We start from the raw sequence: 21159 nt of genomic DNA on the forward strand, positions 1-21159 counted from the left end.
ATGAAGTGAGAGGCTTCGGCGTGATCCGTCCACAGCGAGGGGATTCCACAGCCGCAGACAACGTACGGGCGCACACAGTGAACGGTGCAGTGCAGGCATGCGTGCTTACCTCGCAGCTTCAAGGGCCAGAGGAACCAGGCTGCCCAGCAGCGTGGGGATCAGCTCGCTCACGGTCGGGTGGATGTGCACCGTGCGCTGGATCACGGTGTACGGCACGTCGGCGGCCATGATGTCGAGCAGCGAATGGATGATCTCGTCGCCCTCGATGCACAGCAGGGCGGCGCCGAGGATGCGTTGGGTCTCGGCATCCACCAGCACTTTCATGAAGCCCTGCGTTTCGCCGCGTTCCTTGGCGCGCCCCACCCGCGTCATCGGCATCACGCCCACCAGGGCAGGGCGGCCGCTGGCGCGCACCTGCGTTTCAGTCATGCCGATGCGGCCCAGAGGTGGGTCGGTGAAGAGAGCGTAGGCAGGAATGCGGTCGCTGACGCGGCGCCCACCGCGGTCGAGCAGGTTGGCAGCCACGATTTCGAAGTCGTTGTACGAGGTGTGGGTGAAGGCGCCCATGCCGTTCGCATCGCCCAGCGCCCACACGCCCGGCACGTTGGTGCGCAACTGGTCGTCCACGCGGATGAAGCCGCGGGCATCGGTGGCGATGCCGGCTGCCGCAAGACCCAGGTCACCGGTGTTGGGCAGGCGGCCGGTGGCTACCAGCAAATGGCTGCCTTCGAGCTCGTGCGCGGCGCCACCGGCTTGCAGCGAAACGCGGATGCCACGCCCGGCCGGTGCTACACGAGCCGCGCTCACACCGGTGATGAACTCGATGCCTTCGCGCTCCAGGATCATCTGTACCTCGCGCGAGACCTCGGGGTCTTCACGGCCGATCAGGCGCGGCGCGGCTTCCATCACCGTGACCCGGGCGCCGAAGCGGCGGTAGATCTGCGCGAACTCCAAACCGATGTAGCTGCCGCCTGCGATCAGCAGGTGCTCGGGCACCGCTTCGAGATCCATGACGGAAGTGCTGTCGAGAAACGGCACCGTGTCGAGGCCAGGCCACTCCGGGGCAGCAGGCCGGCCGCCCACGTTGATGAAGATGTGCGGGGCGGTGAGCAGCTGCTCGTCGACTTGCACCTCATGCGGTGCGACGAAGCGCGCATGGCCCCACACGAGGCTGAGGTTCGGCATGCCCTGCAACCAGCCGGTGAGGTTGCTCACCGCCTGCTGCACGACGCGGTCTTTGCGGGCCTTGACGGCCTTCATGTCCACGCCTACCGGCCCGGGGATCAGCACTCCGAAGTCGGCGGCGCGGCGCGCAATGTGCGCGGCCCGCGCGCTGGCCACCAGCGTCTTGGTCGGCATGCAGCCATCGTTGACGCAGGTGCCGCCCCAATGTGCGCGCTCGACCAGCGCCGTCGTCTTGCCAGCGGCGGCGAGGCGGGCGGCCAAAAAAGGGCCGGCTTGGCCGCTGCCGATGACGATCGCATCAAAGCTCTGTTTCTTCATTGTTGTCTCCGTGGTGGCGTGGCGCGGGCGAGGGCAGGTCACATCGCGTGTTCGTCCATGTGCAAGGCGTTGGGGAACAGGTCCACCGAGATCAACACGGCCGTGCTGTCGCCCACGTTTTTCCACCAGTGCGAGGTGCCGTTCTTCTCGGGCGCCACGTCGCCGGCCTTGTGCGTGATCGGCACTGCGCAGCTGCTGGCGTACTCGACGACCTCACCGGAGACGATGTAGATCATGGCGGGCCGCTCGTTGTGGCTGTGCCAAGGCACGATGCCGCCCGGCTGCATCTGAAGCTCGCGCAGGCGGAACAAGCGACCCTTGATGTTGGCCGGCTCCTTGGACAGGTCGGTGCTACTGCGCACCACGTCGGTCACGCCGACCGGGGCGCCGGGGCCGGGCTTCTGGCCTTGGCCATCGGGCACGCGCTTGTCAGCAGGGCACTCGCCGGCGAATGCGCTGACGGAGAGCGCGGCAACGGCAGCGGCGATGAAGGCGTGAATGGCAGTCTTGCGATTGAAGGGCATGGGGTTCTCCTGGCAGTTGGGGGTGTTCGGCGGCTGCTGGGAATCAGCGCCGCCTTGCAATCAACTGTCGGCGCCGGGGTTCACGCCGACGTCAAACGAGGCTCACGTTTCGATCACATTCCAGCCGGGCTCTGCGTAGTCCCCGCAATCGCTTGCGCATCTGCACGCATAGGAAGCAGGCCGCGTGCTGCCTATGCTTCGCACTCAGGAGGACGCCCCATGAACCGACGCGTTTTGGTGATCGAGGACAACGCCGACATCGGCCGGTTGATCGAGCTGCAGTTGGCGGCCATCAACTGCGATGTGCACTGGGTCGCCGACGGTCTGGCCGGCTTGGCCGAGGCCGAGCGGGGCAGCTACGAGCTCGTGGTGCTCGACCTGATGCTGCCGGGCATGGACGGCCTGGAAATTTGCCGCCGCCTGAGTGCGCGCGAGACGCGCGTTCCCATCCTGATGCTCACGGCCAAGTCATCCGAGCTCGACCGCGTGCTCGGGCTGGAGCTGGGCGCCGACGACTACCTGACCAAGCCCTTCTCGGTGGCCGAATTCGTGGCGCGGGTCAAGGCGCTGCTGCGGCGCACGGCTGCCGCCAAGCCCGCCGTCGCACAGACCGAGCAGCCGATCCGCCTCGGTGCCCTGCGCATCGACGTGCCGCGCCGCGAAGTGCGGGTGGGTGGCGAGGTGGTAGAGCTGACCGCCAAGGAATTCGACCTTCTGCTGCACTTTGCGCGCGCTCCGGGCCGTGTGTCATCGCGAGCGCAGCTGCTGCAGCAAGTCTGGGGCTACGGCCACAGCGGCTACGAGCACACGGTCAACACCCACATCAACCGCTTGCGCGCCAAGATCGAGCGCGACCCCGACCGGCCCGAGTTCATCCAGACCGTGTGGGGCGTGGGTTATCGCTGCTGCGAGCTCAGCCCCGAGATTCAGTGAAGGTGCAGACCATGCCTGGCACGCTGTCGAGCCGCTTGTCGCTGATGTTGATGGGGATGTTCCTCGTCATCGGTGCCCTGCTGGTCGGCATTTCGCAGCGCATGCCGCAATTGCAGCAACTCGTTGAACTGGGCGCAGAGCTGGTCGCTGCAGCCATCGCCTTCGCCTTGCTGGCCGCGTTGTTGGTGTTCAACTTGCTGACACGCCGGCTTCGAGTGTTGGCCGAAGAGATGGAATCGTTTCGCGCCAGCAACTTCACACAGCCTCGGCGCATCGAGTGGTCTTGCCCCAAAGGCGACGAGATCGACCGCCTGGCTTATTCGTTCAGCGAGCTGTCGGACCACATCGCCCGCCAGATCGGCCAATTGGAACGTCTGGACAGCCAGCGCCGTGAGTTGCTGGCCAATGTGTCGCATGACCTGCGCACGCCGCTCACGCTGATGCAGGGCTACCTGGAGACCATGCTGTTGCGGCGCGGCGAGATGACACCGGCCGAGGAACGAAGTTGCCTCGAGGTGGCCGCGCGGCATGCCGAACGCCTGGGCCGATTGGTGGCCGACTTGTTCGAGCTGACCAAGCTCGACGGTCAGGCGGGGCGCGTTCAAGGCGAGGCTTTTTCCGTATCGGAACTTGCGCAGGACATTGCGCAGAAGTTCCAGCAGACAGCCGGCGCCCGAGGGGTCAGCGTTCAACTGGGCATCGACGCCGCAGCGCCCGCGGTCGTGGGAGACATCGGTCTGGTCGAGCGAGCCCTCGAGAACCTGGTGGAGAACGCCTTGCGCCACACGCCGGCGGGCGGCCAGGTGGCCATCGAAGTCGAAGGCACAGCGCAGCGCGTGCAGGTGCGAGTGCGTGACAACGGCTGTGGCATTGCACACGCCAACCTTGCACATGTGTTCGACCGCTACTTTCAGGCACCACGCATCGAGTTCTCGCAAGGCGTTGCCACACCTCAAAGTGAATCACCTGACGCGCCGCATCACCATGCCGGTCTGGGCCTGGCGATCACGCAGCGCATCGTCGCGCTGCACGGCGGAGAGATCCAGGTTCAAAGCGCCGTTGGTGTCGGCACGGTGTTCAGTTTCGATCTGCCCGTTGCTGACCCAGACACGAGGGAGGCTGCATGAACATTCGCCTGCTGCTGTTGCTTCCGAGTTTTGCCATGCTGCTGGCGGCCGCGTGCTTGGCTCTCGTGCCGGGAATGCTGCCAACCGTGCCGGCGCTCGCCTTGACCGTCGTAGCGCTCGGCTGGGTGAGCTTGCAGGCGCTGGCGAACGAACGATGGGTGCTGACAGGGATCCGCGCCCTGCGGGCGGCGCTGGATGGGAAAGCTTCTGCTGCCACGTCGACCCGTGAGTGGTGCGACATGGCTACACGCGTTTCGGACTTGCAGCACGCGTCAACACGGCAGAGCAGGGCGCTGGAGCAAGTGGCGTCGCACTCGCGCCAGATGGAAGATGCACTGCGCCTGAGCGAAGAGCGCTACGTGGCAGCGGTGCGCGGGGCCAACGATGGCCTGTGGGAGTGGGACCTGGCCAGTCGGCGCATGCTGTGCTCACCGCGATGGAAACACATGCTGGGTTTTGACGATTGCGGCGACAGCCTGCCCATCGAACAGTGGCAGCAGCGGTTGCACCCGGAAGACCGTGATGCAGCCATTGGTGCGCTCAAGGCCCACGTGTGCGGTGAGGCGGAACGCTACGAGCACCCCCACCGCTTGCTGCACGCCGACGGCCGCTACCGCTGGGTGTTGTCGCGCGGCACCGCGCTGCGGCGCGCCAGCGGGCGGGCGTACCGCATGGTTGGCCTGGACACCGACATCACCCAGCTCAAGCGTGTGGAAAGCATCGTCGAGGCCATTGCCAACGGCACAGCGGGCCACTCCGGAGAGGCTTTCTTCAAGTCGCTTGTCGAGAACTTTGCTCACGCATTGCGTGTCGATTGCGCCTTCATCACCGAATGTGTCAACCGCCCGGCGACAGAGGCGCGCACGCTCGCGTTCTGGCGCTCAGGGGAGTTCGTCCACAACTTCGAGTACGAACTCGCAGGCACGCCCTGCGAACGAGTCATCCAGGACGACACGCTCGTCTTCCACAACGACTGCCTGGCACAGCTCTTTCCGCGTGAGGCCGAATATGAGAGTTACCTTGGTTTGCCCATCCATGCGCGCGACGGGAACGTGATCGGCCATCTGGCATTCGTTCATGCGGCACCCATGGGCGAGGACATGTTGGTCGAATCGGTCTATCGCATCTTTGCGGCCCGGGCGGGTGTAGAGATCGAGTTGAGCCGCGCGTTGTCCCGGCTGCAAGGCCTGGGGGTGGCGAGCGGTTGTTGAAACCCGGATTCGCTGTTCCAGGGGTGCAAGAATGTGGTTGCCTCAAAGACAAAACAATGGAGAGGTCATGTCCAAGGCTGCGTTCAGTGTCAAGGCGTTTGGCATCTATCTGCTGGCTCTCGGCGTCGGGCTCGCTTTCATCCCAAACTTACTGCTCTCGGTCTTTGGCATGCCTCGTACCGAAGAGGTTTGGATCCGCGTCGTCGGAGTCCTCGTCATCAACATTGGCGTGTACTACTGGTTTGCAGCGAGGGCTGAAGCGACCGAAGTCTTCCAAGCATCGGTATACACACGAGTCCTTGTTCTCGCTTCATTCGCGGCATTCGCTGTCCTCGGCATTGCGAGTCCAGTCTTGGTCCTCTTTGGCGCCGCCGACTTCGCCGGCGCAATTTGGACTTACGTCGCACTGAGGCAGTCCAAGGCGACGAGGTGAGCGATGGCGTGCTACCGACAGATCGAGCGAGGTGGCATGTTGATCCCGCGAGGCCAGAGAGAGACGATCCGGTGCAGTTTACATAATATACATTGTCGCGCATATGTAGCTACCGGCGCGGCAGCTGCCCAGACATGCCGGGACCGTGGATTCGGTCTCCGGTCCTAATGGTCTGGAGAGCTGCACGCCAGCCGCTTTCGACAACGTCCCCGAGCTCCAGAGCCGATCGTGTTTGCGCATGACTTGATCAACTCCCTGGCGTGATCTTCCACAGCTCGCCGTCTTCCTCATCGGTCACGATGAACAGCGCCCCGGCTGCGTCCTGCCTGACGTCGCGAATGCGCTTTCCTCGCTCTGTCAACAACCATTCTTCGCCAACCACCCGCTGGCCCTCGACGACGAGGCGCACCAGTTTCCTGTCCTTCATCCCGCCGACGAACAGATTGCCTTTCCAGGCGGGAAACGCGTCACCGGTGTACCACTGCGCGCCTGAGGGAGCGATGACAGGGTCCCAGTAGTACACGGGTTGCGTGAGGCCCTCGCGCGCCGTGGCGCCTTCACCGATCGCCAGGCCGGAATATTCCTCGCCATATGCGATGAGAGGCCAGCCGTAGTTCTTGCCTTTCTCGATGTAGTTCAGTTCGTCGCCGCCTCGAGTGCCCATCTCGACCACCCAGAGTCCGCCGCGCTGGTCAAACGCCGCAGCCTGGATGTTGCGCTGCCCGAGGGTCCAGATCTCCGGGCGGAAGCCTGCCCGCCCGACAAACGGGTTGTCCGGCGGCACGCTGCCGTCGGGCCGGATGCGCAGAATCTTTCCGAGATGGCTGTCCGCTTGCTGCGCCTGCGGCCGTGTGACCCGGTCCGACCTTTCACCGGTGGTGACGTAGAGCATGCCGTCCGGGCCGAATGCGAGACGGGAGCCGAAGTGCTTGTCACCGTCATAGGTGGGCGACGCACGCAGGATCACGTTGACCTGTTCCAGCCGTGTGCGGTCTGCCGACAGCACGCCCTTCGCCACACTGGTGCCGTTGCCACCCGAGCGAGGTTCCGAATAGCTCCAGTAGACCGTGCGATCAGACGCGAAACTGGGGCTGAGCGCCACGTCGAGAAGACCGCCCTGCCCGCGTGCATCGACGGCCGGTAGACCAGCGAGCGGTGCGCCCACTTGGCCGCTGGCGGATACGAGGCGCATGCGCCCAGGCTTTTCGGTGACCAGCAAGGTGCCGTCCGGCAGCGGTTCCACCGCCCACGGCTTGACCAGACCGGTGGCCAGCACTGTCACCTTTACCGCTGCACTGCGCGGAGCAGCACAGGCGCGCGTTTGGCCCGCGAAGGCGGGTCGCTGGGACGGCGCATTGGCTGCCCTGGCCTCCAGCGGCTGGCAATTCGAAGGTGAGGTCTGCGACGAGGCTGCCGCGCAAGCCATAAGAAGCGACGGTGCAAGCACGAGGCGGAAGGCATTTGTCTTCATGGGGACTCCGAACAGTTGCTGTGCCAGCAAGGAGCAAATCTGGCTCCCGATAGCGCAGTTCATGCGCTCGAACCTGTTCGTCGTTCTTGTTGCCGTCCAGAAGCTGTGCGACAGCCGACCGAGATGTGTCTACTTCGTCTCCGACGGCGACGGAAGTTGGCTCTCTGCCCTGTATGCGACCAGAAACTCGTCAGAAGCCACCTGATCGGCCAATGCCCTCAAGCTCGCAGCCGAGGCCGGGCCGAGAACAGCCTCCACCTGGTCGTTTGCTGCGGCCCAGCGCACCACGGCTTCCGAAAGCCGGGCCTTGCCAAGCGGCGTGAGAACGCCGTGTTTGGTTCGCCGGTCTTGGGCGTCTTGGCGCAACTCGACGAGTCCGTCACGCACCAGCGGCCTGAGCGCATGGGTTAGCGCCGATAGCTGGATGGCGAGCCGGGCGGCCAAGTCCTGCAGCGCCGGTCCTTGGTGATCGGTGCCCGTGAGCTTGGCAATTTCAGCGATGAGCGCGAGTTGCGTGGCCTTCAGGTCCAACGGCGCCAGTGCTTCGTCGTATAGCTGGCCAAGCCGGCGCGCCGCGAGGCGCAGTGCGGTGTTCGTGCAGACCCGTCCGCCCAAAAGGTCCTGCTCCTCGGCGAGCGTGGCGAGGCTGTCTTCCGCGTCAACAGGCTTTTTGGAAGTTCCCATACTTTGAAAAAGGTTGAGTACCGCACCATCGGCAAGAGCCGATCGATCAACACTACATTTGAGCCCTCAATCTTTTTAGTTGAGTGCTCAATTTTATTCGAAAGCCATCAATGACCAACACCAACCCTAAAAAAGTCGCCCTTGTCACGGGGGCTTCCTCCGGCATCGGAGCTGTCTATGCGGATCGCCTCGCTGCGCGCGGATATGACCTGATCCTTGTCGCGCGACGCGCTGACCGGCTGGAAGCACTCTGCGCGCAGGTCTCGAAGGCGCACGGTATCAAAGCCGAGGCGATCGTGGCTGATCTGACCAAGGATCAAGACCTGACGCGGATCGAAACGATCCTGTCCACCAACAAAGACCTGCGCGTCCTGGTGAACAACGCCGGTCTTGCACGTCTGGCACCGGCTGCCCAGATGCCTGCAGACGACGTGGCTGCCCAGATCGCCCTCAACATCACAGCACTGACGCGCCTGACTCAAGCCGTCGTGCCCGCATTCGTCGCGAGGAAACAGGGCCTGGTCATCAACGTCTCGTCCGCCTTGGGCATCCACTCGCTGCCGATCAGCGCCGTGTACAGCGGCACCAAGGCCTTCGTGATGCAGTACAGCAGAGGCCTGCAGCAAGAACTGGCTGAAACCGGGGTGAAGGTTCAGCTGGTCCTGCCGGCATCGACAGCCACCGAGATCTGGGATCTGTCGGGCGTCCCGCTGGCGGCCCTGAACAAGGACACGTTGATGACGACCGAGAACATGGTCGATGCGGCGCTCGCGGGGTTCGACCAAGGCGAAACGATCACGTGGCCCTCAGTCGCCGATGCAAGCCTGTGGGACAAGTACGAGGTAGCTCGCTCCGCACTGTTCGCCAACACCCAGGCTGGAAAGCCGGCCCCGCGCTACAGGGTCGCTTGAATCCGGCCAACCGAACGTTGGCGCCATTCGCCTTCTTCTTTCTCAGTTCGATTTCCCCAAGGACAGCCCATGCTCTTCGAAGCCTTCTCCCTGCGTGCCACTCAGCTCAGCAATCGCACCGTGATGTCGCCGCTCACGCGCAGCCGCGCGGCCGACAACAACACGCCCAACAGCCTGATGGCCACCTACTACGCCCAGCGCGCAAGTGCCGGCCTCATCATCACGGAAGGCACGTCACCGTCGCCCAACGGCCTTGGCTATGCCCGCATTCCGGGCCTGTTCAATGACGCCCATGTGCAAGGTTGGAAGCTGGTGACGGATGCCGTCCATGCCAAGGGCGGCAAGATCGTCGTGCAGCTGATGCACACCGGCCGCGTGAGCCACCAGGCCAACCTGCCGGCCGGCGCCGAAGTGCTTGGGCCTTCAGCAGAGACCTGCCCCGGCGAGATGTGGACCGATACGCAGGGCAGCCAGCCGCATACGCCGCCGCGCGCCATGACCGAGGCCGACATCCAGGCGGCCATCGGCGAGTACGCAACGGCTGCGCGCCTCGCCATCCAAGCCGGCTTCGATGGCGTCGAACTGCACTCGGCCAACGGCTACCTTCTTGAGCAGTTTCTGAATGCCAACGTCAACCGTCGCACCGATGGCTACGGCGGCACGGCCGAAGGACGCAACCGGCTGGTGCTCGAGGTCGCACGTGCGGCCGTGAAAGAGATCGGCGCTGAGCGCGTCGGCATCCGTTTGTCGCCTTACGGCGTTTTCAACGGAACCGGTGCATTCGAAGGCGTGGATGAACAGTACCTGTCGCTGGTGAAAAAACTCTCTGCCCTCGGCCTCATGTACGTTCACGTTCTGGATCATTCAGCCATGGGCGCCCCACCCGTCCCGCCCAAGCTGAAAACCGATCTGAGGGCTGCGTTCAACGGCCCCTTCATCCTCGCTGGCGGACTCGATAAAGCCAGCGCACAGCAAGCGCTGAGTGAAGGTCGCGCTGACTTGGCCGCCATGGGCAGGGCTTTCCTCGCTAACCCGGACCTGGTCGACCGCATGCGCAAAGATGCGCCCTTGAACGCGCCTGTCCCGGAGACGTTCTACACGCCGGGTGCAAAGGGCTACACGGACTACCCTGCCCTCGCGGGTTGAGCATCACCGCCCGGACCACACACTGGAGCCGTCAGGTCCGGGCTGAATCGCTGAGGAATGGCGCCGTCGTTCGAGGCGCCGCAGCGCGTAATTCGCAAACTCTGTATGATGAGCGTCATGCAAACATCGAAGCGCAACGTCAGAGCGGCGAGCAAGGCAGCATCACACGAGCGCATCGTGTCAGCCGCTGCACGGGCGATCCGTCGCAGCGGCTTCAACGGGACCGGCGTCGCCGACATCATGAAGGAGGCAGGCCTGACCCATGGCGCCTTCTACGCTCACTTCGAGTCACGCGAAGCCATGTTGGCCGAGGCTGCGAATCTGGCGTGCACCCAATTGCTCGCTACCGCGGCCGATACTGTCGCGAGCGCACCCCCCGAGCAGGCTCTGGCAACCTTGCTCCGCGTGTATCTCTCCCCTGAACATCGGGCGCAGATTGAACTGGGATGCCCCCTGGCCGCGCTGGGCTCCGAGACGCCGCGCCAAGCACCTGAAGTGCGACGAGTGACCACGCGGTACATCAAGGAAATAACCGATCTGATCGGCCGTCAGCTGCCTGACTGGGGGCAGCCTGGTGCGCATGAGCGGGCGCTCGTAGCCGTTGCCACCATGACGGGCACGTTGATGCTCGCTCGTGCAGTGGACGAGCCAGCGCTGTCGGACGCCTTGTGCCAAGCTGCAATGAAGCACCTCGCGCCGACCTGAAACTATCGCGTCGCGCCGCCTATTTTTTTGCCTTCTTGTATGACAAACATCATGCAATGAAAGTCCGGCACGCTGGCGGCCCACTGGCGTACCCGCCCCCGCCACTTCACACCGGCCGCCACAGGCCTCATCAAGGAGACATCCATGACATTCCAGGCGCTGCTCGCAACCAAGACAGGCGACAAAGTCTCAACCAGTGTCGTCAAGCTGAACGAACAAGATCTGATGCCCGGCGACGTCACGGTGGCGGTCGACTACTCGACCGTCAACTACAAGGACGCCCTGGCCGTCACCGGGCGTGGCAGCGTGATCCGCCAGTTTCCCTTGATCCCCGGCATCGACTTCGCCGGCACCGTTGAGGCGTCTTCCTATTCGGGCATCGCTGTCGGAGATCGCGTTGTCTTGAATGGCTGGGCCTTGAGCCAAAGCCATCACGGTGGATACGCGCAGAAAGCCCGTGTCAAAGGCGAGTGGCTGGTGAAGCTTCCGGACGTGTTCTCGACCAAGGACGCGATGGCCATCGGCACGGCGGGCTACACGGCCATGCTGTGCGTGCTGGCGCTCGAACACGGCGGTCTCACGCCGCAGCGCGGTGAGATCCTCGTCACGGGCGCCAATGGCGGCGTGGGCTCCATCGCGATCGCGCTGCTGTCGGGCCTCGGTTACCGAGTCGTCGCGTCCACTGGGCGCCCTGAAGAAAGCGACTATCTGCGCAGTCTCGGCGCGGCAGACATCATCGATCGCAAAGCGCTGTCAGAGCCAGGCACGGCGCCTATCGGTAGTGAGACATGGGCCGGCGCGATCGACTCGGTCGGCAGTACCACGCTGGCCAATGTGCTGGCGAAGACGCGATATCGCGGCGTGGTCGCGGCCTGCGGCTTGGCTCAGGGCATGGATCTTCCAGCCTCGGTGCTGCCCTTCATCTTGCGCAACGTGACGCTTGCCGGAATCGACTCCGTCAATGCACCTCAAGAGGTTCGGATCGAGGCCTGGTCGCGCCTGGCACGAGATCTGGACCTCGGCAAGCTCGCACGCGCAACCCATGTCGTCGGCCTGGCCGACGTGCCTGCCATCGCCAGCCGGATGCTCGAAGGGACAGTCCAGGGCCGCGCAGTTGTCGATGTCAACGCGTGATCCTCGGTCCGTCCCGTACAGGTGAGATGACGACCGAGCTAACCGAGAGCGGCCGCGTGGCAAGATTCGCGGCGGCATGCTCAGAAACACTCCATCTCCGCTGCAACGAGCTGTTGCGTTCGTCGCCCTTGCCAACCTCGCCTACTTCTTTGTCGAGTTTGCCGTTGCACGACGCATCGGATCGGTATCGCTGTTCGCCGACAGCGTCGACTTCCTCGAAGACACCGCCGTCAACTTGCTGATCCTTCTGGCCATTGGCTGGTCAGTGAAATGGCGCTCCTACGTCGGAATGGTTTTAGCGGGGCTGCTCTTGGTTCCTGCCGCAGCCACGTTGTGGACCGCCTGGCAAAAGTTTGCCTCGCCCGTCCCGCCTGAACCGTGGCTGTTGTCGCTGACGGGCCTCGGTGCCCTGGCGGTGAATCTGACTTGCGCACTGGTGCTCGCCAAGTTTCGCAAGCACAGCGGCAGCTTGACCCGTGCCGCGTTCCTCTCCGCCCGCAACGACGCGTTCGCCAACGTCGCCATCATTGCCACGGGCTTGCTGACAACCTATTGGGTCTCCGGCTGGCCCGATCTGGTGGTGGGTTTGGCGATCGCCGCAGTCAATGCTGATGCAGCCAAGGAAGTCTGGGAGGCGGCCAGGGAAGAGCGACGCCAAGCTGACCTGTAGTTGCGTTGGGTTCAGCTCGAGCATCGCGCTCAGTCAATTTCAAACGCGGGCACGTGCCGCCCGTCGATGTCCGTGAAGCCGTATTCGCTTGCGAGGTCTGCCACACGGTGCACGGCACCGCTCTTGTCGAGTACCGCCGAGTCAGCGGCGAGCGCGGCCACCGCACGGCCGAGATAACGCGGCGATTCGGTGCGCGCAATCTCGCGCCGCTCGCGCCAGTGTGTTTCATCGGTCTTGTGCCCGCTGAGAACGAACTCGGTACGCATCCAACCAGGCGATACCGCAAGCGACGCCACGCCGTGCGGGCGAAGCTCTTGCGCCATGCCGAACGCGAGTCGGCACATGGCCGCCTTGGCCAGGTCGTAGAACAGGTTGCCGGCCAGATAGCGGTCGCGGTCCCAGAAAGTCGTCGTCACGATGAGGCCCCGCCTCTGTTGCACCATGAGCGGCGCGCCGAAGCGGCTGGCGAGAAGGTGGTTGCGCACGCCATGGTCGAACATCGAATCCCAATGCACCATGGGGTGCTCCCAGAAGGATGCGTTGAAGACGCCGTCGAAGCTCTCGTGGCCGCCCCAGGCGTTGTTCACGAGCAGGTCGAGCCTGCCGCGCTCGCGCTGCACGCGCTCGAACAGCGCCTTCACCTCGTCGTCGCGCGTGTGGTCGCATGGGACCGCGATGCCGCGGCCGCCGGCACGCGTGACCTCTTCGGCGGTGTCATCGATGCTGCCGGGCACGGCCTCGAGGTCCGACAACGCGAGCAGCTTGTCGTAGGTCTGCGGGCGCTGCGCCCGCGTGCTCCGGCCAGTGACGATGACCGTGGCTCCCGCCGCACCCAACTCCACCGCGATGCCGCGGCCTGCGCCACGGCTCGCGCCTGTCACGACGGCGATGCAACTCTTCAACTTGTGCATGGTCTTCCTTCCTTGTTCGTTCGACTTGACGGCGATGAAGATAAGCCGCGCGTCAAGCTTGCGTATTGGAAGAACCCGAAACAGCCCGCGCGACAAACTGCCCGGGTGTGAGACCACACAGCGAGCGAAACTCATTCACGAGGTGCGACTGGTCGTAGAAGCCCGCGTCCAACGCCAGCCCAGCCCAATGCGGTGCCTCGAGCCGCCGCAGCGCACGCAGGCAGGCGTGCAAGCGCGAGAGCCGGCTCCATACCCCAGGCGACAAGCCCACCTCGGCGCGGAAGATCTGCTGCAAGCGGCGCTCGCCGACACCGACGGCATCGGCCACGTCGCGCAACGCGCGTTGCCCGCCCGCTTCGGCAATCAGTTTCACGGCATGCGCTGCCTGTCGCTGCGCCGCGCTGGGCTCGTGGATGCGCAGGCGCTGTTGCAGCGCGCGCTGCAGCAAGTCCGCGCGCGACGACTCGTTCCGCGCTTGCGCGATCTGCTCCAGCACGTCGTCGCCCCACAGGTCGCCCAACGGCACCGCACTGCCGGCGATTTCGGCGGGCGGCACGCCGAGCACGGCTGCGGCCGCGCCCGGGCGCAAGGTGACTGACAAACCATCCATGCGCCCACGAAACTTCAGCATGACGGGCGCCGCCACAGGGCCGGCGGCGCGCGCTACGGCACCCTGCTCGAAGATGAGATGGACCGCGCCGTCCGGCAGCACGCGCTCCACCACTTCCTGGCCCGCCGGAATGGTCTCGCGATATACGGTCAGGTTCGACACGTGGCCGCGCAGCGCCGAATGGATTGCGAACTCGCGCATCGTTCCGCCGGGCACGGTGGTTTCCGGTGCGTAGAGAGGGTCGCCGTCCAGGCGCAGGAAGAGTCGCTCGGCCATGGTGGAATGATCCTATCCCGTGCCCCCTAGTTGCGACTGCTTGCCGCGGGTGGAGTCGGAGCACTGTGAACGTGTAAAACCAAGGCTTTGGAAGCGCCGCCTCCAAGTGCCTTCCCGCAAAGGAGCTGATGATGATCAAGATGTGGATTGCGATGAGCGTGGCCACGCTGCCGGCGACATGAAGCCGTGCATGTTGAAGTCCCTTGCCACGATGGCGCTGTGCGCGGCCGGATCGATCCACGCCGCCGAAACGGCCGTGATGTCACCAATCCCTTGGGATGCCCAAGGGCAGTTTCTCGAGGAACTGCAGGTGCCCGATCAAGGCGTCGTCGAGGCCTGTGAGAAGTTGACAGCCGGCGCGAAAGTGCATTGGCGCTACGAGGCCGATGCACCGCTGGACTTCAACGTGCACTATCACAAGGGCAAGAAGGTGACGATGCCGGTGCGCAAAGATCGCACCGCCAAAGCCGAAGCCCTGTTCAAGGCCGCGACGGCTCAGGAATATTGCTGGATGTGGAGCAACAAGTCGGGAGCACCCGTGTGGCTCACACTTCAATTGCAGCGGCAATGACGCGGTGCTGAATCGCTCGGCCGTTCACGACGTCGGCGTTGCTGTACGTGGCCACGCTGCTTAGATGCTCCCTCTTCGACTCACTAAAAGCCTGATCCCATCCCTCATGGAAATTGCCATATTGCTTGCCCTGATCGTCCTCAACGGACTGTTCGCGATGTCGGAGATCGCCCTCGTCACCGCGCGCAAGGCCCGGCTGCAGAAGCTGATCGATGACGGCGACGCCGGTGCCAGGAAGGCCGTCAAGCTGGGTGAAGATCCCACGCGGTTTCTTTCGACCATCCAGATCGGCATCACCTCCATCGGCGTGCTGAACGGCATCGTCGGCGAGGCGGCCTTGGCTGCGCCGCTGGCGCGGTGGCTCGCCACCCTGGGGGTGCCAGCGCCGTACACCGAATATGGCGCGACGGGTGTGGTGGTGCTGCTCATCACCTACTTCTCGATCGTCGTGGGTGAGCTCGTGCCGAAGCGCATCGGGCAATCGCATCCGGAGACACTCGCCCGTCTGGTGGCCAGGCCCATCAACTGGTTGGCGATTGCGACCAAGCCGTTCGTGAAGCTGCTGTCGTTTTCGACACATGGGCTGCTGCGGCTTTTGGGCGTGAAGCAAGACAGCGGCAATGCCGTCACCGAGGACGAGATCCACGCGATGCTGGCCGAGGGCACGAGCGCTGGTGTGATCGAGTCACACGAACACGACATGGTGCGCAACGTGTTCCGGCTGGACGACCGCCGGATCGGGTCGCTCATGGTGCCGCGCGGTGACGTGATCGCGCTGGAGGCCGCCCTGCCCTTCGAAGAGAACCTCTCACGCATCGAACAGTCGGACCACACGCGCTTCCCGGTCATCCAGGCCAGCTTGAACAACGTGATGGGCGTGGTGAACGCGCGCCGTTGGCTGTCGAGCGTGGTGCGCGAAGACGATCGAGACCTTGCGAAGCAGCCACTCGAGGCGCCGCTTTATGTTCCTGAAACCTTGACGGGCATGGAGTTGCTCGAGAACTTCCGCTCATCGAACGTGCAGATGGCGTTCGTCGTGGACGAGTACGGCGAGGTGCTGGGCATCGTCACGCTGCAAGACCTGATCGAGGCCATCACCGGCGAGTTCAGGCCGCGTGACGCCGCCACGGCGTGGGCCGTGCAACGCGACGACGGGAGCTGGCTGCTGGACGGCCACATTCCGGTGGAGGAACTCAAGGACCGCCTCGAACTGCATGGCGTGCCCGAAGAAGAGCGAGGTCGGTACCACACGCTCAGTGGCATGTTGATGCTGTTGACCGGGCGCTTGCCGAAGGAGGCCGACTCCGTGCAGTGGGAACGCTGGCGCCTGGAGATCCTGGACATGGATGGCAAGACCATCGACAAGGTGCTCGCCACCCGGCTGCCGGAACCGCTCCCGGAGCACGGCGACAACGAGACGGGTTGATTCAGGGCGCGGTGCGCTGCTCGAGAAATGCCTCCACATACAAGCGCTGGACCATCACCACGGTGACGACCATCAGCGGCGTCGCAAAGAGCACCCCGACGAATCCGAACAGCATGCCAAACACGACCGCCGCGGCAATGGCGAGCGCCGGTGGAAGTTGGACTGCCCACTTTTGCGCGAGCGGCATCAGCACGTGGCCTTCGATCTGCTGAATTGCAACGCACAGCAACGCGACATGCAGGGCCGCCCGAGGCCCCTCGGTGAACGCGAGCAGCACGGCAAGCAGGCCACCGGCGATGGCGCCAAAGAACGGAACGAACGCAATGAGGCCGGAGATGAGGCCGATGGCTAGCGCGAGGGGGATGCCGAGCAACCAAAGCCCGAGGGCCGTAGAAAAGCCCACGAATGCCATCGACAGGGCCTGACCCAGGAGCCAGTGGTGCAAGGCCTGCCCTGATGCCTGCAAAGCCGAGGCCACCCGCTCCCGATACGGCACCGGCACCAAGCGCACCAGCCCATTGCGATATGTCGCTGGCGCAGCGGCAAGGTAGATGCCCAGAATGACGATGAGCGCTGCGTCGCCCAGCATTCCAAGGGTGGTGGTGGCGATGCCCGCAACGTTGGACCAGGGCACGCCGTTGCCGCTCGCGTCGTTCCAGACGTCCAAGACCAGTTGACCCACTCGGTGCCCATGAAGCCAGCGCAGAACCGCCTCGCCCGCTGCGGGCAGTCGTTCGCGCAGTTTTGCCAATTGCTCTGCCAGGGGCGCGCCCAGCCACCATGCGCCCAGAGCAAGAGCGACAACGATCAGGGTCACCGTCAACAGCAACGACCAGCGCTGCGGGACCCCGAGCCGTTCCAACTGCTGCGTCACCAATCGCAGCGCTACGGCCAAGACCGTTGCGCCGAAGACGATGACAAGAAGATCGGCCAGCCGCCAGGCAACGAAGGCCATCAGGAGCAGAGCCGCAATCGCCAGCAAGCGCTTGGAAAAAGGCGTGGCGCCGGGGCGTGGTGAACCAGCGGGAGTCATGTCGGCGTTGTCACCTCGTGCGTTGCAGAGGCACGCAAGAACGCATGCGCGAGAAATTCTAGGTCATGGCAACAGCACGTTTCTGCGAGCTGGCCGGGGGCGCCGCGTCGTTCGTCCTCTGCACTGGCACTACTTGGCCGACAGGACCGCGGATGCGTATGCAACCGCGGTTGCACGCCAAGCGGCACCGCACCGGCTTCATCGGCAACACAATGCGCATCCACGCACCACTTCTTCGGTCGACCGCACTGTGCCTGTCTTGAACCCGTACCCAACGCCTGTGCAAGCACATGACGGCGTCACCGAACGCTTCTTTCGGCGAGCGCCTGCGAGACGGCTGCGCTTGGCGCTTCTCCTGCTCGTGGCTCTGATCTGCGCGCCCTTCCCTGGCCTGGCGCAGCAGTACCCGATCCAGTACCACAACCAGTCCGAAGGCCTCGCCAACCTCTCGGTCAACGCGCTGGCCCAGGACCGCGACGGCTACATCTGGGTCGGCACGCCGAACGGCTTGTACCGCTACGACGGGCTGACTTTCGTGCGCTGGGAGGCCGCCGAAGATTCACCTTTGCGGGAGGTGCTCGCGCTCCACGTCAGCCCGGACGGAGGCCTGTGGATTGGCTCCGAGACGGGCGTGTCTCGCATGCACAAGGGCAAGTTGGTGCCCGTGCTCATGGGTAGTGCCGCCATCGCCATGGAAGCACGGAACAACCTGGCTTCCGACGGAAGCGGCCGCGCGTTCGCCGTCTCCCGACGACGCTTGCTGGAGATGCGGCGAACGGAGACCGGCAACTGGTCGGTGCGGCCATTCTTCGACGAAGCGCAGATGGCAAAGCACCGGCTGTTGCGCGACATCAACCGCGTTCACGTTGCAAAGGACGGAACGCTGTGGCTGGCCTGCGCGCGGTCCCTTTGCCGATGGCGCGACGGGCAGCTCGACGTGTCGAGCGTTCCGGAGCCCGACCCTGATGGATGGAGCAACATCTACGAAGACAGCCGCGGCGACCTGTGGCTGCGAAGTTCGACCCGCATCCTGCAACGGCCCAAGGGCTCGGCAGACTTCATGGATCGCACGCCGCCGCGTCCTGAGCTCAGCCGCGGCGATGGGCTGTCTGACACGCCGATCGTCGAGGATGCCGCAGGAAGCATCGTCACGAGCTCAAGCACGGGCATCGTTCGTTGGGCCGGCGCCGCATGGGAGCCGGTGGATGCCCGCCATGGCCTGACCGCGCCCAGCGGCGTCACCTCGTTGCTGGTCGACCGCGATGGCAATCTGTGGATGGGCACCGCCGGCTATGGCCTTGCGCAATGGTCCGGCTACCGGCACCTGACTGCCTGGACCTCGAAAGACGGCCTGCTCGACGATGACGTGTGGTCGATCCTGCGCGACCGGCAAGACCGCCTGCACATCGGAACAACGACCGGCATCTCTCTGATGCAGCCGGAGAAGCGGCGCCTCGTCGCCGAGCACCCGAACCGCTCGTTGCAACCCGCCAGTTCCATTGCACAAGATCGCGACGGCAACGTGTGGATAGGCGACTTCTCCGGTCAACTCGACAAGGTGGCAGCGAAGACCGGCAAGCGGGCGCAGGTGGCGACATTGCCGCGGATCTTTCGCTTGCTCGCAGACTCATCCGGACGAATCTGGATCTCCACACAACAAGGTCTCTTCGTGGTCGACCCTGAAGACGGGCCGGCGCGTCCGCGCAGGGTCGACACCGAGATCAATCCGAATCCGGCCCACGGCCCGCGCACCTTTGCAGGCTGCGAGACCAGCTCCCACATTCTCTGGTTCACGACCGACGCTGGCCTGACTCGGTGGGACGGTGAGCGCCTGACGCGTGTCGCGGTGCGTGGCAGCGACGGCAAGCCGCTGCCCAGCGCGTCAAGCTTCACCACGATCGCCTGCACAAGCGCCGGAGATGCCCTCCTCGCCGGTGGGCCCTACGACGGCATTTGGCAAACGCACGGGACAAGTGGCTCGGTGACGCTGCAACAGATCTTGCCGCCGCGCCTCATGGGACGGGCGATCGTGGGCATGCATGAAGACCGCAGGGGTTGGCTGTGGATCACCACGGACGCCGGCGTGGCTGTTCGCAACAAGGACAGCTGGCGGTTCATCAACCAAGACAGCGGCCTGGTGTGGAACGACTGCAACGAGCACGCGTTCTACGAAGACACCGACGGCTCGATCTGGGTCGGTACCAGCAGAGGGGTACAGCACATTGAGAGGGTGGACGCGATGTTCCCTGTGCCGCAGCGAAACGCGCCCATCGTCTCGCTCGTCCGGGGCGAGCAGGCTCTGGATGTCGCCTCACGAATCGAACTGCCCTGGGCGCAATCGCCGTTGAAGGCGGCGTTTGGGAACCTGGTGTTCGAAGGCCGGCGATCGCAGCGGTTCCACTACCGCCTGGTCGGGCTCGATGACGCATGGTCCGCGAGCGCCGGGCCGGAGGTCACGTTCTCGACACTTCCGCCTGGGCGCTATCGGCTGGAGGTCATGACGATCGACGAAGACGCGCAGACACGTTCACCTGTCACATCCGTCGGGTTCGACGTGATGCCTCCGTGGTGGCGGACGTCGGCTTTCTATGCGGCAGCCACTCTGGCGGCCATCGCTCTCGCCTGGTCGCTGTACGCATGGCGCATTCGTGCCCTGGCGCAGAGGCAGCGTTACCTGGAAGGGCTGGTGTCCGAGCGCACGTCCGAGCTGGAGCGCTCGCGCGAAGCGGTGCGCATGCTGGGCGTCCACAACGCACGGTCGCTGGAGGAGGAGCGCATGCGCGTGTCGCGCGAACTGCACGACGAGATGGGCCAGCAGCTCGCCGCTCTCCGCATGGAGGTGTCGGTATTGCGCAAGCGCTCGGCTGTTGCGGGGGCGACCGAACCGGGCCCTCTCGACATGCTCGTCGATCGGGTCGATGGTCTGGTGGCCAGCATCCGTGGGCTCGTCACGCAGCTGCGCCCACCCGCGCTGGACGCAGGGCTGCCTGCGGCCATCGACTGGCTGGCGGCTGAATTCACGCGGCACACCGACGTACCGTGCCGAGCCGAGCTCGACGCGAGCGCACATCTGTTGCCGCCTGATGCGGCGACCATGGTGTTCCGCATCGTTCAGGAGTCACTGAGCAACGTGCGTCGCCACGCCGGCGCCACGCAGGTCTCCGTGACACTGCACCAGGACGGCCCCGCCTGCGAGCTGGTGGTCAGTGACGATGGCGTGGGCTTCAACGTCGATCAGCAGCGCAACGGCTACGGGCTGCTTGGAATGGAAGAGCGCGCGCGTGCCCTCCATGGGACGCTTTCCATCGAAAGCGCGCCCGGTGCCGGCACCACGGTGCGACTGAGGATCGACCCGGCGGCGCCTCGGCCGAAATAACGTCAACGGCACGCGTCGCGCTGCGTGCCACGGCAACGGCAACCGCAACCGCAACGCGCGAAAGTTTCAGGTCCGAAAGCCGGATGGAACAAACGATACGAAACGCCGTCGCCGCGATGCGCGCTTGAAACATGCCGATCCGACACTGTCTTCACTCACAAACCAATCGGAGATCAAGGTGTCAAAGTTTCAAGTCAAGACCTTCGCTGCACTCTGCACACTGGCTATTGCCTGCGCCATGTCGCCAGCCCATGCCCAGGACGAGCAGGCCATTGCCAAGGACTACGACGTCTACGTCGATCTGCCGACGGCGTTTGCCTTCATCAAGCTGCCAGCCGGCTGGAAGTTCATCGGCAAGCTGGATTCGTCCCAGCTGAAGAACCTGCCTGCCGAGACGCTGACCTCGCTGTTGCCTGCCGAAGCCGCCCCGGTCCAGCTGGCTGCCGCATCCCAGAAGCAGCCTGCCCGCAAGCGCAAAGGCTGAGAACCTGAGCAGACGGCGAG

General features: G+C 64.5%; 20 protein-coding genes. 13 read left to right on the top strand and 7 right to left on the bottom strand.

Annotated features, from left to right (window positions below; translation table 11 throughout):
- Positions 1–105: 105 nt before the first annotated feature.
- A complete protein-coding gene (locus AC1DYS_RS14205; protein WP_477900139.1) occupies positions 106–1503 on the bottom strand; it encodes an FAD-containing oxidoreductase in 1398 nt (465 codons plus the stop codon).
- 38 nt (positions 1504–1541) lie between these two features.
- Positions 1542–2027 carry a cupin domain-containing protein gene (locus AC1DYS_RS14210; protein WP_477900141.1) on the bottom strand — a complete coding sequence of 162 codons (486 nt, stop codon included), beginning with the start codon at positions 2025–2027 and terminating at the stop codon, positions 1542–1544.
- A 219-nt stretch (positions 2028–2246) separates the two neighbouring features.
- On the opposite strand from AC1DYS_RS14210, the gene AC1DYS_RS14215 reads away from it, so the two are divergent.
- The 4 genes from AC1DYS_RS14215 to AC1DYS_RS14230 all read left to right on the top strand — a co-directional run bounded on the left by AC1DYS_RS14215 (position 2247) and on the right by AC1DYS_RS14230 (position 5731).
- A complete protein-coding gene (locus AC1DYS_RS14215) occupies positions 2247–2960 on the top strand; it encodes a winged helix-turn-helix domain-containing protein (RefSeq protein WP_477900143.1) in 714 nt (237 codons plus the stop codon).
- An 11-nt stretch (positions 2961–2971) separates the two neighbouring features.
- A complete protein-coding gene (locus AC1DYS_RS14220; protein ID WP_477900145.1) occupies positions 2972–4087 on the top strand; it encodes a sensor histidine kinase in 1116 nt (371 codons plus the stop codon).
- On the top strand, positions 4084–5298 hold the full coding sequence (locus AC1DYS_RS14225; protein ID WP_477900147.1) for a PAS domain-containing protein: 1215 nt from the start codon (positions 4084–4086) through the stop codon (positions 5296–5298). Before AC1DYS_RS14220 ends, AC1DYS_RS14225 begins: the two co-directional genes overlap by 4 nt.
- 67 nt (positions 5299–5365) lie before the next feature.
- Positions 5366–5731 (top strand): hypothetical protein, encoded by a 366-nt coding sequence (locus AC1DYS_RS14230; RefSeq protein ID WP_477900149.1) that lies wholly within the window; start codon positions 5366–5368, stop codon positions 5729–5731.
- A 247-nt stretch (positions 5732–5978) separates the two neighbouring features.
- On the opposite strand, the gene AC1DYS_RS14235 is transcribed toward AC1DYS_RS14230, so the two are convergent.
- Together AC1DYS_RS14235 and AC1DYS_RS14240 are read right to left on the bottom strand one after the other, a co-directional pair.
- On the bottom strand, positions 5979–7202 hold the full coding sequence (locus AC1DYS_RS14235) for a PQQ-dependent sugar dehydrogenase (protein ID WP_477900151.1): 1224 nt from the start codon (positions 7200–7202) through the stop codon (positions 5979–5981).
- Positions 7203–7331: 129 nt separating this feature from the next.
- On the bottom strand, positions 7332–7886 hold the full coding sequence (locus AC1DYS_RS14240; RefSeq protein WP_477900153.1) for a MarR family winged helix-turn-helix transcriptional regulator: 555 nt from the start codon (positions 7884–7886) through the stop codon (positions 7332–7334).
- Between the two features lie 110 nt (positions 7887–7996).
- On the opposite strand from AC1DYS_RS14240, the gene AC1DYS_RS14245 reads away from it, so the two are divergent.
- The 5 genes from AC1DYS_RS14245 (at position 7997) to AC1DYS_RS14265 (ending at position 12452) form a co-directional block, all read left to right on the top strand.
- On the top strand, positions 7997–8797 hold the full coding sequence (locus AC1DYS_RS14245; RefSeq protein WP_477900155.1) for an SDR family NAD(P)-dependent oxidoreductase: 801 nt from the start codon (positions 7997–7999) through the stop codon (positions 8795–8797).
- A gap of 69 nt (positions 8798–8866) precedes the next feature.
- On the top strand, positions 8867–9943 hold the full coding sequence (locus tag AC1DYS_RS14250) for an alkene reductase (protein ID WP_477900157.1): 1077 nt from the start codon (positions 8867–8869) through the stop codon (positions 9941–9943).
- A gap of 105 nt (positions 9944–10048) precedes the next feature.
- A complete protein-coding gene (locus tag AC1DYS_RS14255) occupies positions 10049–10648 on the top strand; it encodes a TetR/AcrR family transcriptional regulator (RefSeq protein ID WP_477900832.1) in 600 nt (199 codons plus the stop codon).
- 144 nt (positions 10649–10792) lie between these two features.
- Positions 10793–11782 carry an acrylyl-CoA reductase (NADPH) gene (acuI, locus tag AC1DYS_RS14260; RefSeq protein WP_477900159.1) on the top strand — a complete coding sequence of 330 codons (990 nt, stop codon included), beginning with the start codon at positions 10793–10795 and terminating at the stop codon, positions 11780–11782.
- A 76-nt stretch (positions 11783–11858) separates the two neighbouring features.
- Entirely contained in the window at positions 11859–12452 is a 594-nt protein-coding gene (locus AC1DYS_RS14265) for a cation efflux transmembrane domain-containing protein (RefSeq protein ID WP_477900161.1), read from the top strand.
- Between the two features lie 29 nt (positions 12453–12481).
- Here the strand turns inward: AC1DYS_RS14265 and AC1DYS_RS14270 are convergent, their stop codons facing one another.
- Together AC1DYS_RS14270 and AC1DYS_RS14275 are read right to left on the bottom strand one after the other, a co-directional pair.
- Complete coding sequence (locus AC1DYS_RS14270) at positions 12482–13363, bottom strand: SDR family NAD(P)-dependent oxidoreductase (protein ID WP_477900163.1); 882 nt, start codon at positions 13361–13363, stop codon at positions 12482–12484.
- 52 nt (positions 13364–13415) lie between these two features.
- A complete protein-coding gene (locus tag AC1DYS_RS14275; protein ID WP_477900165.1) occupies positions 13416–14249 on the bottom strand; it encodes a helix-turn-helix domain-containing protein in 834 nt (277 codons plus the stop codon).
- Positions 14250–14355: 106 nt separating this feature from the next.
- Here AC1DYS_RS14275 and AC1DYS_RS14280 point away from each other — a divergent pair, with 106 nt between their 5' ends.
- Positions 14356–14820 (top strand): hypothetical protein, encoded by a 465-nt coding sequence (locus AC1DYS_RS14280; protein ID WP_477900167.1) that lies wholly within the window; start codon positions 14356–14358, stop codon positions 14818–14820.
- Between the two features lie 106 nt (positions 14821–14926).
- Positions 14927–16246 (top strand): hemolysin family protein, encoded by a 1320-nt coding sequence (locus AC1DYS_RS14285; RefSeq protein ID WP_477900169.1) that lies wholly within the window; start codon positions 14927–14929, stop codon positions 16244–16246.
- Between the two features lies 1 nt (position 16247).
- Here the strand turns inward: AC1DYS_RS14285 and AC1DYS_RS14290 are convergent, their stop codons facing one another.
- Positions 16248–17279, bottom strand: a complete 1032-nt coding sequence (locus AC1DYS_RS14290) for an AI-2E family transporter (protein WP_477900171.1) — start codon at positions 17277–17279, stop codon at positions 16248–16250.
- 343 nt (positions 17280–17622) lie between these two features.
- Between AC1DYS_RS14290 and AC1DYS_RS14295 the strand changes: the two genes are divergently transcribed.
- Entirely contained in the window at positions 17623–20655 is a 3033-nt protein-coding gene (locus AC1DYS_RS14295; protein WP_477900173.1) for a sensor histidine kinase, read from the top strand.
- Positions 20656–20833: 178 nt separating this feature from the next.
- A complete protein-coding gene (locus AC1DYS_RS14300) occupies positions 20834–21139 on the top strand; it encodes a hypothetical protein (protein WP_477900175.1) in 306 nt (101 codons plus the stop codon).
- Positions 21140–21159 lie beyond the last annotated feature (20 nt).

Source organism: Rhizobacter sp. P2_G4 (genome assembly GCF_056403575.1).